Here is a 16,341-nt window from a genome sequence, read left to right on the forward strand (position 1 = left end):
TCGATGACTGCCCCCGCCCGTTCCGACAACCGCCGCCGCGCCTATTGGCTCAAGACCCTCCACGAGTGGCATTGGGTCAGTTCCGCCATCTGTCTCGTCGGGATGATCCTGTTCAGCGTCACGGGCTTCACGCTCAACCACGCGGGCCAGATCGAGGCCAAGCCGGTGGTCACCACGCACAACGGCACGGTCGACGACGCCTTGCGCGCCCGCCTCGAACAGCAGCTGCCGGCCGCCAAGGCCCAGCAGGGCAAGGCCCCGCTGCCCGCCGAACTGCAGGCCTGGCTGCGCAAGCAATGGGACATCGACACCGCCGGCCGCGAAGCCGAGTGGTCCGACGACGAAATCTACCTCTCGCTCCCCCGCCCCGGCGGCGACGCCTGGCTGCGCCTGAGCCTGCCCGAGGGCGAGGTCGAATACGAGCGCACCGACCGAGGCTGGCTCTCCTACTTCAACGACCTGCACAAGGGCCGCAACACCGGCACGGCCTGGAGCTGGTTCATCGACATCTTCGCGGCGGCCACGCTGGTCTTCTCGGTCACCGGGCTGTTCATTCTCAAGATGCATGCGGGCAACCGCCCCTTCACCTGGCCCATGGTGGGCATGGGGCTGGTGGTGCCGGTGCTGCTCGCGTTGCTGTTCATTCACTGACCGGTCCAATCGACGGATCGGCCGGTGCGTTGTCTTTGCTGATTCAGGAAGAAAGAGGTTTCCCCGTGCACCTTCGCTACTCGCTCGCGCCGATCGCCATGTCGGCGCTGTTCGCGGCCCCGGCCATCGCTGCCGGCCTGTCGGTCAACATCGAGATTCCCCGGCTCAACGTGTCGGAGTACCACCGTCCCTACGTGGCGACCTGGATCGAGCGCGCCGACAGCACGATGGCCGGCACGCTGGCCGTCTGGTACGACGTGCGCACCAAGACCAACAACCCCGAGGGCGAAGGCACCAAGTGGCTCAAGGACATGCGCCAGTGGTGGCGCCGCGGCGGCCGCGAACTGGCGGTGCCGGTCGACGGCGTGACCGGCGCCTCCAAGCCTGCCGGCAAGCACCAGCTGAGCTTCACCGAAGGCTCGGGCGCGATGCCCAAGCTCGCGCCCGGCGCCTACAAGCTGGTGGTGGAAGCCGCCCGTGAAGTCGGCGGCCGCGAGGTCGTGACCATCCCGTTCCAGTGGCCACCCACCGCCGCCGCGCAACCGGTGGCCGCCGGCAAGGAAGAGCTCGGCGAGATCAAGCTCGAACTCAAGCCCTGACTTCCAACCGATCCGCCCCCTCTCTCATTCCAAGGACCACCATGACCCGCTTCACCCTGCGCGCCGCCGGCCTCGCCCTCGCCCTTTCGACCGTTGCCTCCGTGACCCAGGCGCACAACGCGTGGCTGCTGCCCTCGACCACCGTGCTGTCGAAGGCCGACACCGTGAGCGTCGACGCGGCCGTGTCGAACGACCTGTTCGTCGCCAACCACGCGCCGCTGCGCCTGGACGGCCTGCAGATCACCGCGCCCGACGGCAGCACGGTCAAGCCCGAATCCGAAGCCAAGCTCAAGCTGCGCAACGTGTTCGACGTGAGCGTCGCCCAGCCGGGCACCTACCGCATCGCGGTGGTCAACAACGGCGCGTTCGCCGCTTGGAAGGACAAGGCCACGGGCCAGAACAAGCGCGCCCGCGGCACGGCCGAAACCATCGCCAAGGAAATCCCGGCCGATGCACAGGACGTGACCATCACCCAATCGGCCGGCCGCATCGAAACCTTCGTGACCGTCGGCAAGCCCTCGGCGCTCAAGCCCATCGGCCAGGGCCTGGAACTGATTGCCGCCGGCAGCCCGACCGATCTGGCCAAGGGCGAGAAGGCCACCTTCACGCTGCACCTGGACGGCAAGCCCGCCAAGGACCTCGAAGTGACCGTGACCGCCGGCAACACGCAGTACCGCGACAAGCTCGAAGAGATCAAGCTCAAGACCGACGACAAGGGCCAGTTCAGCGTGACCTGGCCGAGCGCCGGCATGTACTGGCTCGACGCCAGCACCAAGGACAGCAAGACCACCGTGCCCCAAGCCAAGGAACGCCGCCTGAGCTACGCGGCCACCCTGGAAGTGATGCCCTGACCCTGCGTTTTTCCTTGGGCCTTTCCTTCAGCACCTGGCGCGCGGGCGGCTACGCCAACGCGGCCGTCCCCCGCCCCGCCGATCCCGCCAGCCTCCAGCAGCTCGGCGGGCAGACGATGGGCACGACCTGGTCGCTGCGCGTCAACAACCCGCAGATGCTGCCGCTCGCGCAAGTGCGCGAGGCGGTCGAGGCCGCGCTCGCGCGCGTGATCGACCAGATGAGCCACTGGGAGCCGGACTCCCTCATCAGCCGCTTCAACACCGCGCCCGCCGGTTCGCGCCATGCGCTGCCGGCGGAGTTCGCGCAGGTGATGCAGTGCGCGCTCGCGTGGGCACAGGCCAGCGACGGCGCGATCGATCCGACGGTGGGCGCATTGGTGGCGCGCTGGGGCTTCGGACCTGCGGCGGCGCAGGACAACGCCCTGCCGTCGCCCGACGCACTGGCCACGATCCATTCGAACGTCGGCTGGCAACGGCTGGCATTCGATGCCACCGATCACACGCTGCTGCAACCCGGCGGCGTGCAGCTCGACCTGTCGGGCATCGCCAAGGGCTTCGCGGTGGACCACGGCGTCGACGCGCTGCGCGCGCTCGGCTTCACCGACCTGCTGTTCGAAATCGGCGGCGAGCTGCGCGGCATCGGCCGGCGGCCCGGCGGTGCGCCGTGGCAGGTGCAGGTCGACACCGAGATGCCGACCCCGCAACGCATCGCCCTGGCCGACATGGCGGTGGCCACCTCGGGCGACCGCTGGCACCGGCGCGCCATCGAAGGCCGCAGCTGGTCGCACACCATCGATCCGCGCGACGGCGAGCCGGTGGCGCATCCGCTGGCCAGCGTCACCGTGCTGCACCCGCAGTGCATGCAGGCAGATGCGCTCGCCACCGTGCTGACCGTGCTCGGCCCCGACGAGGGCCTGGCCTTCGCGCAGCAGCGCGACATCGCGGCCCTGTTCATCTCCCGCGCCGACGACGGATCGATCTCCGAGCGCGCCACGCGCGCGTGGCAGGCGCAGGCCGGCGCATGACCGAGACCCTGTGGCGTGCGCTGGGGGCCAGCGCGACGGTCGCGGCCTATGCCGCGCTGTGCCTGGGCATCTATGCACGTCAGCGGCGGCTGCACGCCACTGCAGCCCGTGAAGCTGCGGCGCTGTCGGCCGGTGATGGCGCGGAGGCGTCGCCCACCCTCGTGCTGTTCGCCAGCCAGACCGGCCAGGCGGAAACCATCGCCTGGCAGACCGCGCGACGGCTGCGCGCAGCGGGCACCGCGGTGCGCGTGATGGCCCTCAACGCCCTCGACAGCGCCACGCTGGCCTCGGCCCGCCGCGCCCTCTTCGTGGCCAGCACTTACGGCGAGGGCGATGCACCCGACGGCGCCAGCGTGTTCGCCGAACGCGTGATGGGCGCGCCGCTGGCACTGCCGTCGCTGCGCTACGCCGTGCTGGCGCTGGGCGACCGTCAGTACGCCCACTTCTGTGGCTTCGGCCGCGCGCTCGACACGTGGCTCCACACGGCCGGCGCCGTGCGCGACTTCGATCCCATCGAGGTCGACAACAGCGACCCCGCCGCGCTCGCCGATTGGCACGCCCGCTGGGGCGATGCGCCGGAGGGCGGCGACGACGCCCCGGCGAGCTTTGCGCCCTGGCGGCTCACGCGGCGCGAACTGCTCAACGCCGGCAGCACCGGCGGCCCGGTCTTTCATCTCGGCCTCACGCCGCAAGCCGGCGCCCTGCCGCACTGGGCGTCGGGCGACCTGGTGCAGGTCGCCGTCGCAAGCGACCCGGCACGGCCACGCGACTACTCGATCGCCTCCCTGCCCGCCGACGGCGAACTGCAGCTGCTCGTGCGGCAGGAACAGCACCCTGACGGCTCGATGGGCGCCGCGTCGGGCCTGCTCACCTCGACACTCTCGGTCGGCGACACCGTCGCGCTGCGCCTGCGACCGCACCGCGGTTTCCGGCTCGAGGGCAACGAGAACCGTCCGCTGATCCTGATCGGCAACGGCACCGGCCTGGCGGGCCTGCGCGCCCACCTGCGCGCGCGCGCCGCCGTCGGCCGCAAGGACAACTGGCTGGTGTTCGGTGAGCGCCAGTCCGCCCACGACTTCCTCTGCCGCAAGGAAATCGAGGCCTGGCAGGCCGACGGCACGCTCGCCCGGCTCGACATGGTGTTCTCGCGCGACCAGGCCGAGCGCTTCTACGTGCAGCACCGCCTGCTGCAGCTGGCCGACACGTTGCAGGCCTGGCTGCGCGATGGCGCCGCGGTCTATGTCTGCGGCAGCCTGCAGGGCATGGCATCGGGCGTGGACGCGGCGCTGCGGCAGATCGCCGGCGATACGCTGTGGGCCGAACTCTCGGCCAGCGGACGCTACCGCCGCGACGTCTACTGACGGGCCGGCACGGCCTCGTCAGTTGCGTCCTGGCAACGGAAAAAGAGAAACTTTCGGGTTAAAAGTGGACAGTTGAGCGCCTTGATATTGAGAACCAATATCATTTGAATCGATTTGCAAACCCTTCGCAGATCAGCTCACCCAGCCAGTCTTGCCGCCCTTTTCTCCCTGGAGAGCGCGCCACGCGGACCCAGCCAGCCGAGCTCTGTCCGCCCGCCCTTTCCGGAGAAAACAACATGGCCTATATCAAGAGCCGCAAGCACGCCGTCGCACGCGCCGTTCCTCATCTTTCGGGTGCCGCCGCAGCCACGCTGCTGGCCATCGCAGCCCCCGCCGCCTTTGCCCAGACCGGGCGGGCCCTGCCTGAAGTCCGCGTGCAGGACTCGAGCGCCGCCGACTACAAGACCGACACCTCGGCCAACCCGAAGTTCACGGCCCCGCTGGTGAACACGCCGCAGACCATCCAGGTGATCAAGGAACAGATCATTCGCGAACAGGGCGCGACCACACTCACCGAAGCGCTGCGCAACACCGCCGGCGTCGGCACCTTCTTCCTGGGCGAGAACGGCAACACGAACACCGGCGACGCCGTGTTCATGCGCGGCTTCGACAGCTCCAGCAGCATCTTCGTAGACGGCATCCGCGACCTGGGCTCGGTCTCGCGCGACATGTTCAACATCGAGCAGGTCGAAGTCGTGAAGGGCCCGTCGGGCACCGACGTGGGCCGCACCTCGCCCACCGGCTACATCAACCTCGTCACCAAGAAGCCGAAGCTCGAAGACAGCTTCCTGGGCTCGCTCGGTTTCGGCAGCGCCGACTACAAGCGCGGCAGCATCGACTGGAACAAGTCGCTCAGCGGCGCCAACGGCATCGGCGCGGCCTTCCGCCTGAATGCAGCGATGGAAGACTCCGGCGTGCCCGGCCGCGACTTCGTCAAGAACAAGCGCACAGCCATCGCACCGTCGATCGCGCTCGGGCTGAACTCGCCCACGCGCTTTTACTTCGACTACCTGCACGTCGACCAGGACAACGTGCCCGACGGCGGCGTGCCGACCATCGGCCTGCCCAGCTACTCGAACCCCGATCCGGTCGCCCTCGGTGCGCGTCGCCGCAGCTTCCTGAACTACGCGGCACCGGTCAATCCAAAGAACTTCTACGGCACCGCGTACGACTTCAACAAGGTGACGGCCGACATGTTCACCGCGCGCGTGGAGCACGACTTCACGCCCGACGTCACGCTGCGCAACACCACCCGCTACGGCAAGACGAAGCAGGACTACATGCTGACGTCGTTCATGCTCGCAGGCCTCGCCGCGACCGGCCGGCCGCCGGCTGCGGGCGCCGCCTTCCTGGACACGCCGATCCCGGGCCTTCCCGCGTCGTGGACGGTCACGCGCAACTCGCCGACCAACAAGAACCAGGAAAACACGATCTTCGTCAACCAGACGAACGTGACCGCCAAGTTCAACACCGGCAGCCTGAGCCACTCGCTCAGCGCGGGCGTCGAACTGATCCGTGAAGAGCAGTCGAGCCTGGGCTACTTCAGCCCCGGCGCGACGTTCAACGGCAAGGTCGTGCAGAACGGCGCCTGGCCGGTGGCCAACCTGTACGCGCCGAACCCGTACGTGAACGGCTACAACCGCATGCTCAGCGGCGCCGACAGCAAGGGCGTGACCAACACGGTCGGCCTGTACGCCTTCGACACCATCAAGCTCAACGAGCAATGGCAGATCACCGGCGGCCTGCGCTTCGACCACTACAGCACCTCGTTCCAGAGCGCGACGCTGTCGACCGCAGCGACCAACCCCGGCCTGCCGGTCGGCACGCTGGTGCCCTCGTCGCTCAAGCTCTCCGACAACCTGTTCACCGGCAAGATCGGCGTGGTCTACAAGCCCGCGAAGAACGGCAGCATCTATGCGGCCTACGGCACCTCGGCCCAGCCCCCGGGCGGCGCGAACTTCTCGCTGTCGGCCGCCGGCACGGGCAGCAGCGCGGCGCGCACCGACTTCCTGCCGCAAAAGGCCAAGACCTTCGAAGTGGGCACGAAGTGGGACGTGCTGGACGACAAGCTGTCGCTGACCGGCGCGGTCTACCGCACCGACGTGAGCAACGAAGTCGTGCAGGACCCGACCAACACCGCGCTGTACTACCAGAGCGGCAAGAAGCGCGTGCAGGGCATCGAACTGGGCGTGGCGGGCACCATCACGGAACGCTGGGGCATGAGCGCCGGCTTCACGACGATGGACACCAAGGTGCAAAGCGGTCCCAACGTCACCGCCGACGGCACCAACGTGCTGACCTACACGCCGAAGAACTCGTTCACGGCCTGGACCACCTACCAGTTCCCGTTCGGCCTGACGGTCGGCGGCGGCGCGCGCTACAACGGCAAGCTGCACCGCGGCACCGACGGCGCCGTGGGCACGCCGGCGTACATCGACGCCTACTGGGTGTTCGATGCCATGGCGTCGTACCGCATCAACAAGAACGTCGACATCCAGCTGAACATCGCCAATGTGTTCGACAAGCAGTACGCGGCCGCCATCAACAAGAGCGGCTACCGCTACACGCCGGGCACGCCGCGCTCGGCCAAGATCACCGCGAACTTCGCGTTCTGATCCCGACGGCTGCGTCACCCCCGGCACGGGCGGGCGACGCAGTGCGAAACTCGAGCCCCGGCCTGCGCCGGGGCTTTTTTCTTGTGGAGTTCACCGAAATGATGCTGCATGTGCCCGACGTGCTCAGTCCCGACCAGGTGCGCGAGATGCGCGCCGCGCTCGACGCCACCCAGTGGGTCGATGGCCGCGAAACCGTGGGAGACCAAGGCGCGCAGGTCAAACGCAACCGCCAGTTGCCGGAGTCTTCTCCCGTCTCGCGCGAACTCGGCGCGACCATCCTGGCCGCGCTGTCGCGCCACGCGCTGTTCTTTTCGGCGGCGCTGCCGGCGCGTTTCGTGCCGCCGCTGTTCAACCGCTACGAGGGCGGCGAGCACTATGGCGTGCACGTCGACGGCTCGGTGCGCGCGGTGCCGGGCAGCAGCCAGCAGCTGCGCACCGACCTGTCGTGCACCCTCTTCTTGAGCGAGCCGGAAGACTACGAAGGCGGCGAGCTGGAAGTGATCGACACCTACGGCTCCCACGAGGTCAAGCTGCCGGCCGGCGACCTGATCCTTTACCCGGCGAGCAGCCTGCACCGCGTGCACCCGGTCACGCGCGGGGCGCGGGTGTGCTCGTTCTTCTGGCTGCAGAGCATGGTGCGCAGCGACGCCCAGCGCGGCATGCTGTTCGAACTCGACCAGACGATCCAGAAACTGCGCGCCCGCCTGGGCGAATGCGAGGAAACCGTGGCGCTCACCGGCCACTATCACAACCTGCTGCGCCTCTGGGCCGAGGTGTAACACCGGCTTGCAAAGTCCGGTGGCATGTCGGTCATAGTGATTGCAAATGCGATGGATTCTTATTTATAATGAGTCACATCCAACAGCCAGCCAACTGCCGCTTTCACTGCCATGATCGTTTGCGTCTGCCGCCGAGTCTCTGACCGTGAAATCGCACGCCATGTGCGCGCGGGCATGACTTTCGACGAAGTCCAGTTCGAACTCGGCGTGGCCACCCAGTGTGGCCAGTGTGAAGGTTGTGCCCGCGACATCGTGGCGCAGTGCAGTGTCTCTCACCCGGTCGCCGCCCTGAACTGCGAATCGGCGCCGAGAGCGATCCAGCTTGCCAACTCCATCAAGGAAAGCAAAGCATGGAACTCGTCTCGGCTCTCGGCGGCAGCCTGATCCTCGTCGCCGGCTCTGTCTGGTGGATTTTTCGCAAGTAGCGTCTCTGTAGCGGTTTTGCTGCAATCGGGGCACGATTTGTAGTGCCCGCATTCGAATGGTTGATCGTGTCTGACCGCTTTGCCCCCCCTCCCTCCTTTCTCGGCCTGTCGCGCACTGTCGTCATTGCCGGCGGTGTGATCCTCTTTCACGGCGCCGCGCTGTGGGCGCTGCAAAGCGGCCTGCTGCGCCGGGCCGCCGAAGTGGTGATTCCCGTCGAGATCCTGAGCCAGTTCGTCGAACCGCCGAAGCCCAAGGCCGATCCGCCGCCCCCGCCTCCTCCGCCGCCGCAACCCAAGGTGAGCAAGGCGCCGCCGCCGCCGCGCCCGCAGGCCATCCGCGAACCCAAGCCGACGCCTGCGCCGAATGCGCCCTCCGGCACCACCGAGCCGCCGCCCCCGCCCGCTCCACCGGCACCGCCCGCGCCGCCAGCCCCTCCCGCACCGCCGCCGTCGCCCCCGGCGCCGCCCGCCGTGCAGCTGCCGTCGAGCAATGCCGACTATTTGCAGAACCCGAAGGCGGTCTACCCCGCCATGAGCAAGCGGCTCGGCGAGCAGGGCAAGGTGATCGTGCGCGTGCTCGTGGGCGCCGACGGCCTGCCCAAGAGTGCCGAGGTCAAGAAATCCAGCGGCTTCGACCGCCTCGACGAGGCGGCCGTCGAATACATCATGAAATGCCGGTTCGTGCCCGGCAAGGTCAACGGCGTGGTGCAGGCCATGTCTTACGACGCCCCCGTCAACTACGTCCTGAACTAATTTTTCTCTGGAGCAACTTCGTATGGATTCCCATTTTGGCTTGATGAACGTCTGGAATCAGGGCGACTTCGTCACCAAGGCTGTCGCGATTCTGTTGATCGGCATGTCCCTCGCATCGTGGATCGTGATCATCGTGAAGGCGCTCGACGTCATCCGCTACAAGCGCTTTGCCAAGCATTCGCAGGACTTCTGGCACAGCGAAGACTTCGCCACCGCCCTGAACAAGCTGGGCACCGGCGACGGCAACCCCTTCCGCGCCCTGGCACTCGAGGGCCGCGAGGCCGCTGCCCACCACCGCAACACCAAGGCGCACCTGCATGACGCGCTCGACGTGAGCGACTGGATCACGCGCGCCCTGCGCAACGGCATCGACGCCTTCACGGCCCGCCTGCAGACCGGCCTGGCCATCCTGGCTTCGGTGGGTTCGACGGCGCCGTTCATCGGCCTGTTCGGCACCGTCTGGGGCATCTATCACGCGCTGATGAGCATCGGCTCGGCCGGCCAGGCAACCATCGACAAGGTGGCCGGCCCGATCGGCGAAGCGCTGATCATGACGGCCCTGGGCCTGGCGGTCGCCATTCCCGCGGTGCTGGGCTACAACGCCCTGGTGCGCGGCAACAAGTTCGTGCTGACCAAGCTCAACAGCTTCGCCCACGACCTGCACGCCTACTTCGTGACCGGCGCCCGCGTGCAAAGCGGCGGCAATGAAGCGATCGTGGTTCCGCTCAAGAAGGGCTGAGCAGCATCATGGCTTTCGGAACCCAAGACGAACCCGATGAGGTGATGAACGAGATCAACATGACGCCGCTGGTCGACGTCATGCTGGTGCTCCTGATCATCTTCATCATCACCGTGCCGGTCATGAAGCACGCGGTCAACATCGACCTGCCCCGCGCCAGCAGCGAGCCCGAGCAGCCCAAGCCGCAGAACATCCTGTTCAGCGTCACGGCCGACGGTTCCTATTACTGGAACGAAGAGAAGATCGACGACAGCCAACTGCCGAACCGCCTGGCCGCCGAAGCCGCCAAGGAACCGCAGCCCGAGCTGCACATCCGCGGCGACAAGGCCGTGCGCTACGAGCGCGTGGCCAAGGCCATGGCCGAGGCGCGTGAGGCCGGCGTGCGCAAGATCGGCTTCATCACGGAGCCCGACACGAAGTGATCTGAACGGGTGAAGAAATGATCGAAAAAAAGTTGATCGCGACGATTGACTTTTTATTGAGAATCATTATCATTCACTCATCGCTTCCATAAAGGAACTCCAGATGCCAGCCACCCCGAATGCCTTTTCTGTCCTGAACCACCCTTCGCTCGACCAATCGGGTGGCGGTCATGCATCGATCCAGGTGGCGCGTCCGGCGCCGATGGTCGAAAGCACGGAGCTTCTGAAAGGAAGCAAGACCGTGGGCATCATGCACAACGGCTCGCTCTACCGGCTTCAGGCCACCAAACTCGGCAAGCTGATCCTGACCAAGTAGGTCGCTCAGCCCGCCCCTCGCGCAAGTTTCATCGTGGGGCGACTCAAGGAGATTCATCTCCGAAGGGTCGTTTTTTGCTAGCCAACGGTTCGCCGACTAGCCAAGCTTTTTTTCACGCTGAAGCCCCAAAAAAGAAAACGCCGACCAGATGGTCGGCGTTTTGCTTTGGGCGAAATGAAAAGGCTTACAGGCCGAGCGCGGCAATACCGGCCTTGGCGATCTGTGCATCTTCGTTCGACTTCACGCCGCTCACGCCGACTGCGCCGATAACGTGGCCGTCCTTCACGATCGGCACACCGCCTTCGAGCAGGCCTTCCACCAGGGGCGCCGTCAGGAACGCGGTGCGGCCGCCGTTGATGATGTCTTCATAGACCTTGCTCTCGCGGCGGCCCATGGCGGCGGTGTGCGCCTTGGCGGGAGCGATGTGCGAGGACAGCGCGGCGGCGCCGTCCAGGCGCTGCAGCCAGAGCAGGTTGCCGGCGTCGTCCGAGATGGCGATGGTCACGGCCCAGTTGTTCTTCAGGGCCTCGGCTTCCGCTGCAGCGGCGATGGCCTTGACGTCGGCGAGTTCGAGGAATGATTTGGTCTTCATGAATAAGCTCAGGTTGCGTCGAAACCCGACAGCATAACGGCGGGGCGCCGCAGCGTCCCGCGGGGGCTTAAGAACAACCGGCATACGGTCTTTGCAGAGCCCCCTCTTGCAGCCCCCTAGAATGCGCCCAACTGCGTGTCATTGCATGCAGCAACCTCAGGAGCTTCGGCCATGAACGACCGTGTGACCACCCTCGACACTTCCACCGGCTACGGCCAGACACTGCCGCAGGCCGAACGCCAGCGCGTGCTGCGCAACACCTACTGGTTGCTGGCGCTGAGCATGCTGCCCACCGTGCTGGGCGCCTGGATCGGCGTGAGCACCGGCATCACCCGCTCGCTCACCGGCGGGCTGGGCCTGATGGTCTTCCTCGGCGGCGCCTTCGGCTTCATGTTCGCGATCGAGAAGACCAAGAACTCGGCCGCCGGCGTGCCGGTGCTGCTGGGCTTCACCTTCTTCATGGGCCTGATGCTCTCGCGCCTGCTCGCGATGGTGCTGGGCTTCAAGAACGGCCCCGAACTGATCATGACGGCCTTCGGCGGCACCGCCGGCGTGTTCTTCGTGATGGCCTCGCTGGCCACGGTCATCAAGCGCGACCTGTCGGGCATGGGCAAGTTCCTGTTCGTCGGTGCGCTGGTGCTGATGCTCGGCGCCGTCATCAACGTCTTCGTGGGCTCGAGCACCGGCATGCTGGTGATCTCGGTGGCCGCCATCGGCATCTTCTCGGCCTACATGCTCTATGACCTGAAGCAGATCATGGACGGCGGCGAAACCAACTACATCAGCGCCACGCTGGCCCTGTACCTGGACATGTTCAATGTGTTCCAGAGCCTGCTGGCCCTGCTGGGCATCTTCGGCGGCGAGCGCGACTGAGCGGCTTCCCCGCCCCCAAGAAAAAAGGCCCCGAGGGGCCTTTTTTCATTCCAGCTCGAAGACCGCGATCGACTCGACGTGCGCCGTGTGCGGGAACATGTTCACCACCCCCGCGAAGGTGCAGCGGTAGCCCGCCTGGTGCACCAGCAGGCCGGCGTCACGCGCCAGCGTCGACGGGTTGCAGCTCACGTAGACGATGCGCTTGGGAGGCGTCCAGCCACCGGTGCGCAGTTCAGGCTGCTGGTGCAGGTCGGCCATGGCCTTGGCCAGCGCGAAGGCGCCTTCGCGCGGCGGGTCGACCAGCCACTTGTCGGCACTGCCGTCGGCCACCAGCATCTCGGGCGTCATGTCAAACAGGTTGCGCGCCACGAACCGGGTGGCCGACAGTGCGCGCCGCTCGGGCGTTGCAGGTTGGTTTCTCTGGAAGTTGTCGGTGGCGCGTGCCACCAGCGTGTCGCTACCCTCGATGCCGAGCACCTCGCGCGCCTGGCTGGCCAGCGGCAGCGTGAAGTTGCCCAGGCCGCAGAACCAGTCGATCACGCGCTCCTCGGGCTGCACGTCGAGCAGGCGCAGCGCCTTGCCGACCAGCGCGCGGTTGATGTGCGGGTTGACCTGGGTGAAATCGGTGGGCTTGAACGGCATCGTCACGCCGAACGCGGGCAGGCGGTAGGCCAGCGGCGTACCGCCCTCTTCCAACAGCTTCACGGTGTCCGGGCCCTTGGCCTGCAGCCACCATTGAACGCCTTCGTTCTCGGCCGCAAAGGCCTTGAGCCGCCCGATGTCGGCGCCCGACAGCGGCTCCAGGTGCCGCAGCACCAGGGCGATGGTGCCCAGCGCGGTGGAGTCCGGCGCGTCGCCGCAGGCCAGCTCGATCTGCGGGCAGGTCTCGCGTGCGTCCATGGAGCCGATCAGCGCGCGCAGCGGCATCAGCATGGCGCTGACCTGCTTGGGCAGCACGGGGCAGACCTGCATGTCGGCCAGGTAGCGGCTCTTGCGCTCGTGGAAGCCGATCAGCACCGTGCCCTTCTTGACCACGTGGCGCACCGACAGGCGCGCCCGGTAGCGGTAGTGCCAGGCCGGGCCTTCGAGCGGGCGCAGCAGGTTCTCGGGCTTGACCTTGCCCAGGTGCCAGAGGTTGTCTTCGAGCGCACGCTGCTTCACCGCCACCTGGGCGGCGGCGTCGAGGTGCTGCATCTTGCAGCCGCCGCACGCGCCCGTGTGCAGGCCGAAGTGCGGGCACCCCGGGCGCACGCGCTGCGAGGACTCGCGGCGGATCTGCGTGACCGTGCCCTGTTCCCAGTTGTTCTTGCGCCGATGGACGTTGAACTGCACTTCCTCGAAGGGCAGCGCACCTTCGATGAACACGACCATGCCGTCGGACTTGTGGGAGACGCCTTGTGCGTCCAGGTCGAGCGACTCAACCAGGAGCCATTCATCGGCGGGGTTCGCGGGGACTTTCTTTTCTTCGATGGATTCCGTCATCCCCCGATTGTCTCAGCGTGGCCGGGGCGGTCCGGCCGCGACGGGTTACCTTCTTTTCTTCAGACCCCTAGAACAGCGCGTCGCGGCCGACGCCGGAGCGCGCCAGCTGCTTGCGCATCTTGGCCAGCGCCTCGTTCTGGATCTGCCGCACGCGCTCGCGCGTCAGGCCCAGCCGCACGCTCAGCACCTCGAGCGTCTCGGGCTCCCGGTCGTGCAGGCCATAGCGGCCTTCAAGCACCTCGCGCTCCCGCGCGTTGAGCGCCTGCACCCACTGGTCGAGCAGGCGCTCCACCTCGTGCGTGTGGGTCACGCCGGCGGGGTTGCCCTGCTCGTCGTCGGAGGCCACGGTGTCGGCCAGCGTGAAGCCTTCTTCGCCGCGCGCGTCGCCCGCATCGAGCGAACGCGGCGCCTCGGCCAACGCCAGCAGGTCGGCCACCGCCTGCACCTCGCGACCGAGCAGCGCGGCCACGTCCTCGACGCGCACGCCGTCCGGCCGGCTCGCGAGGAACTCCGCGTCGCCCTCGAGCGTGCGGCGTGCCCGCAAGACCTGCTGCAGCTCACGCACGACATGCACCGGCAGGCGGATCGCCCGCGATTGCGTGATGACGGCGCGCTCGACCGATTGGCGGATCCACCAAGTCGCGTAAGTGGAAAAACGAAACCCGCGCTCGGGCTCGAACTTGGTGATGGCGTGCATCAGCCCCAGGTTGCCTTCCTCGATGAGGTCGGACAGCGGCATGCCGCGCCCCAAGTAGTTCTTGGCGATGTTGACCACGAGCCGCAGGTTGTGCTCGATCATCGATTGCCGCGCCGCGAAGTCGCCGGCGCGCGCGGCGCAGGCGGTGGTGTATTCCTCGGCCGGGGTGAACAGTTCGGTGCGCCGGACCTGGCGCAGGTAGATGGTCAAGGCATCGGCACCCTCGCCGCCCATGACTTCGGTGGCGGCACCGTGAACCGAAGCCGACGCTGCAGAAGCGATCGGCAGGCCGTGGTCGACGTCTTCGGGAAGGGAGTCTGCGCTCAGCGGCTCGTCGCCGCTGTCCTGGTGGCCATTGCGGCCCCCGTTGCTTCGAGGTGAAGGGCTGCCCTGCCCCGCCAGCCCGCGCACGGGCAGTGTGCGGCGAGGGCGGGAGGCAGCCATGGCATCACCGATTGGGCAGGTAGCGCGACGGGTCGACGGGCTTGCCCTGACGGCGGATCTCGAAATGCAGCTTCACGCGATCGGCATCGCTGTTGCCCATTTCGGCGATCTTCTGGCCCTTCTGAACCGACTGGTCTTCCTTCACGAGCAGCGTCTGGTTGTGCGCATACGCCGTGAGGTAGGTGTTGTTGTGCTTCAGGATGATCAGGTTGCCGTAGCCGCGCAGGCCGGCACCGGCGTAGACCACACGACCGTCAGCCGCGGCCAGCACGGGGTCGCCGGCCTTGCCGCTGATGTCGTAGCCCTTGTTCTTGGCTTCGTCGAAACCGGCGATCAGCGAACCGCTCGCGGGCCAGATCCAGCCCAGGTCGTCGTCGCCCGAGTTGCCGCTGCTCGGCCCCGAGGGCGAGGCCGTGACAGGCGCTGGCGACTTGGTGCCGCTCGCACCGCTGGCCGGCACAGCCGGCGTGACGGAGGCTTGCGGGGCCACCGGCTTCGTGGTCGCACCTTCATTGGAAGAAGAGGAGGACGGTGCCGTGGCAACGGCCGTGCTGCTGCTGGCGCCGGTCGGCGGAATCACGCGCAACACCTGGCCGACCTCGATCAGGTCGGGGTTGTCGAGGTTGTTCCAGCGCACGATGTCCTGCCAACGCTGGCCGGTTTCGCTGCCGATGCGGCGGATGGAGTCGCCGGGACGCACGGCGTAGTAGCCAGGCTTGCCGTAATTCTCGATACCGGCGAGCGGCTTGCCGGACGCATCGGTCGTGATGGGGGGACCACCGGGCGTCGTCGCCCCGGGTGCGCGCGTCATCGTGCCCCGGTCTTCGACCGGCGCGGGACCCCGCGGTGCGGAGCAGCCCGCGATCACGAGCACAACTGCCAACGTGATGCCTGCGAACAAACTCCGATTGCCAAAACCCTGCATTTGTTATTCCTTCAAGCGATGCCCGATTTTAGGGGGACAAAGTGAACCGCCTCAAGAACGCGCCGCTCGAGCCCACGGGGGGTCTTGTCGATCACGACAAGGGCTTGTCCGCCGGTGACTGAATGGGTCGGCGCGACGATGCGCCCGCCCACCGCGAGCTGCGTGATCCAGGCCTCGGGCACGGCCTCGCCGCCGGCCGCGGCGATGATGCCCGCGTACGGCGCGCCCTTGGCGTAGCCGATCATGCCGTCACCCAACATCAGGTGCACGGTGGCCAGCCGGAAGTGCCGCAGGTTGGTGCGCGCGCGCTCGTGCAGCCCGCGCAGGCGCTCGATGCTGTAGACCTCGGTGGCCACCTCGTTCAGCACCGCGGCCTGGTAGCCGCAGCCGGTGCCGATCTCGAGCACGCGACCCAATCGATCTTGTGGCTTGCCGGCCAGCGCCGGCGCGCCCAGCAGCAGCTCGATCATGCGGGCCACCACATTGGGCTTGGAAATGGTCTGACCCAGCCCGATCGGCAGGCTGGTGTCTTCGTAGGCCTGGTTGACCAGCGCGCTGTCGACGAAGCGATGCCGCTCGACCGCGCCCATGGCACGCAACACGCGCGCATCGCTGATGCCCTGGGCCGCGAGCCTCTGCACCATGCGCGCCCGCACGGCATCGGAGGCCATCGAGGGCGTGGACGGCACCATCGGCTTGACCGGCACGGCGGGCATGCGCCCGCGCGTGGCGGCCGAGGCGGTGGGGGTCAGTCGAACCGGGAAACTGGGCCGTGGAGGGGTCGCCATGTCG

At 67.3% G+C, this 16,341-nt stretch carries 18 protein-coding genes; 13 read left to right on the top strand and 5 right to left on the bottom strand.

The features are described from left to right. The first annotated feature begins 3 nt into the window (after positions 1-3). The 12 genes from AC3WQM_RS19685 (at position 4) to hemP (ending at position 10,536) form a co-directional block, all read left to right on the top strand. Positions 4-651, top strand: coding sequence for a PepSY-associated TM helix domain-containing protein (locus tag AC3WQM_RS19685; protein ID WP_062473039.1), 648 nt, complete (start codon positions 4-6; stop codon positions 649-651). A 98-nt stretch (positions 652-749) separates the two neighbouring features. Next, positions 750-1,250: a DUF2271 domain-containing protein gene (locus tag AC3WQM_RS19690; protein ID WP_174543631.1), complete on the top strand. Its 501-nt coding sequence runs from the start codon at positions 750-752 to the stop codon at positions 1,248-1,250. Positions 1,251-1,291: 41 nt separating this feature from the next. Next, a complete protein-coding gene (locus AC3WQM_RS19695) occupies positions 1,292-2,101 on the top strand; it encodes a DUF4198 domain-containing protein (RefSeq protein ID WP_492681036.1) in 810 nt (269 codons plus the stop codon). A 14-nt stretch (positions 2,102-2,115) separates the two neighbouring features. Further along, positions 2,116-3,126 (top strand): FAD:protein FMN transferase, encoded by a 1,011-nt coding sequence (locus tag AC3WQM_RS19700; protein ID WP_492681038.1) that lies wholly within the window; start codon positions 2,116-2,118, stop codon positions 3,124-3,126. After that, a complete protein-coding gene (locus AC3WQM_RS19705; RefSeq protein ID WP_492681040.1) occupies positions 3,123-4,487 on the top strand; it encodes a sulfite reductase subunit alpha in 1,365 nt (454 codons plus the stop codon). Before AC3WQM_RS19700 ends, AC3WQM_RS19705 begins: the two co-directional genes overlap by 4 nt. A 236-nt stretch (positions 4,488-4,723) precedes the next feature. Beyond that, positions 4,724-7,102, top strand: a complete 2,379-nt coding sequence (locus AC3WQM_RS19710) for a catecholate siderophore receptor Fiu (RefSeq protein ID WP_492681042.1) — start codon at positions 4,724-4,726, stop codon at positions 7,100-7,102. Positions 7,103-7,200: 98 nt separating this feature from the next. Beyond that, a complete protein-coding gene (locus AC3WQM_RS19715; RefSeq protein ID WP_489057432.1) occupies positions 7,201-7,881 on the top strand; it encodes a Fe2+-dependent dioxygenase in 681 nt (226 codons plus the stop codon). 111 nt (positions 7,882-7,992) lie between these two features. Next, the gene (locus tag AC3WQM_RS19720; protein WP_062473051.1) at positions 7,993-8,265 is read left to right on the top strand and encodes a (2Fe-2S)-binding protein; all 273 of its coding nucleotides are present in this window, start codon (positions 7,993-7,995) and stop codon (positions 8,263-8,265) included. 104 nt (positions 8,266-8,369) lie between these two features. Beyond that, the gene (locus AC3WQM_RS19725; protein WP_489057664.1) at positions 8,370-9,059 is read left to right on the top strand and encodes an energy transducer TonB; all 690 of its coding nucleotides are present in this window, start codon (positions 8,370-8,372) and stop codon (positions 9,057-9,059) included. Positions 9,060-9,081: 22 nt separating this feature from the next. After that, positions 9,082-9,798: a MotA/TolQ/ExbB proton channel family protein gene (locus AC3WQM_RS19730; RefSeq protein ID WP_099796210.1), complete on the top strand. Its 717-nt coding sequence runs from the start codon at positions 9,082-9,084 to the stop codon at positions 9,796-9,798. Between the two features lie 8 nt (positions 9,799-9,806). Then, positions 9,807-10,220 carry an ExbD/TolR family protein gene (locus AC3WQM_RS19735; RefSeq protein ID WP_056583083.1) on the top strand — a complete coding sequence of 138 codons (414 nt, stop codon included), beginning with the start codon at positions 9,807-9,809 and terminating at the stop codon, positions 10,218-10,220. A gap of 103 nt (positions 10,221-10,323) precedes the next feature. Continuing rightward, positions 10,324-10,536: a hemin uptake protein HemP gene (gene hemP / locus AC3WQM_RS19740; protein WP_099796208.1), complete on the top strand. Its 213-nt coding sequence runs from the start codon at positions 10,324-10,326 to the stop codon at positions 10,534-10,536. Between the two features lie 184 nt (positions 10,537-10,720). On the opposite strand, the gene AC3WQM_RS19745 is transcribed toward hemP, so the two are convergent. Beyond that, positions 10,721-11,128 carry a GlcG/HbpS family heme-binding protein gene (locus AC3WQM_RS19745; protein WP_056583078.1) on the bottom strand — a complete coding sequence of 136 codons (408 nt, stop codon included), beginning with the start codon at positions 11,126-11,128 and terminating at the stop codon, positions 10,721-10,723. Between the two features lie 171 nt (positions 11,129-11,299). On the opposite strand from AC3WQM_RS19745, the gene AC3WQM_RS19750 reads away from it, so the two are divergent. Beyond that, entirely contained in the window at positions 11,300-12,001 is a 702-nt protein-coding gene (locus AC3WQM_RS19750; RefSeq protein ID WP_099796206.1) for a Bax inhibitor-1/YccA family protein, read from the top strand. Between the two features lie 45 nt (positions 12,002-12,046). Here the strand turns inward: AC3WQM_RS19750 and rlmD are convergent, their stop codons facing one another. The 4 genes from rlmD to AC3WQM_RS19770 all read right to left on the bottom strand — a co-directional run bounded on the left by rlmD (position 12,047) and on the right by AC3WQM_RS19770 (position 16,337). Further along, on the bottom strand, positions 12,047-13,483 hold the full coding sequence (rlmD, locus tag AC3WQM_RS19755) for a 23S rRNA (uracil(1939)-C(5))-methyltransferase RlmD (RefSeq protein ID WP_492681044.1): 1,437 nt from the start codon (positions 13,481-13,483) through the stop codon (positions 12,047-12,049). 67 nt (positions 13,484-13,550) lie between these two features. Then, the gene (locus AC3WQM_RS19760; RefSeq protein ID WP_492681046.1) at positions 13,551-14,624 is read right to left on the bottom strand and encodes a sigma-70 family RNA polymerase sigma factor; all 1,074 of its coding nucleotides are present in this window, start codon (positions 14,622-14,624) and stop codon (positions 13,551-13,553) included. 4 nt (positions 14,625-14,628) lie between these two features. Then, complete coding sequence (locus tag AC3WQM_RS19765) at positions 14,629-15,549, bottom strand: peptidoglycan DD-metalloendopeptidase family protein (RefSeq protein ID WP_492681048.1); 921 nt, start codon at positions 15,547-15,549, stop codon at positions 14,629-14,631. An 11-nt stretch (positions 15,550-15,560) separates the two neighbouring features. Further along, complete coding sequence (locus tag AC3WQM_RS19770; protein ID WP_492681050.1) at positions 15,561-16,337, bottom strand: protein-L-isoaspartate(D-aspartate) O-methyltransferase; 777 nt, start codon at positions 16,335-16,337, stop codon at positions 15,561-15,563. Positions 16,338-16,341 lie beyond the last annotated feature (4 nt).

Source organism: Variovorax sp. FW301-JW7, from assembly GCF_058788795.1.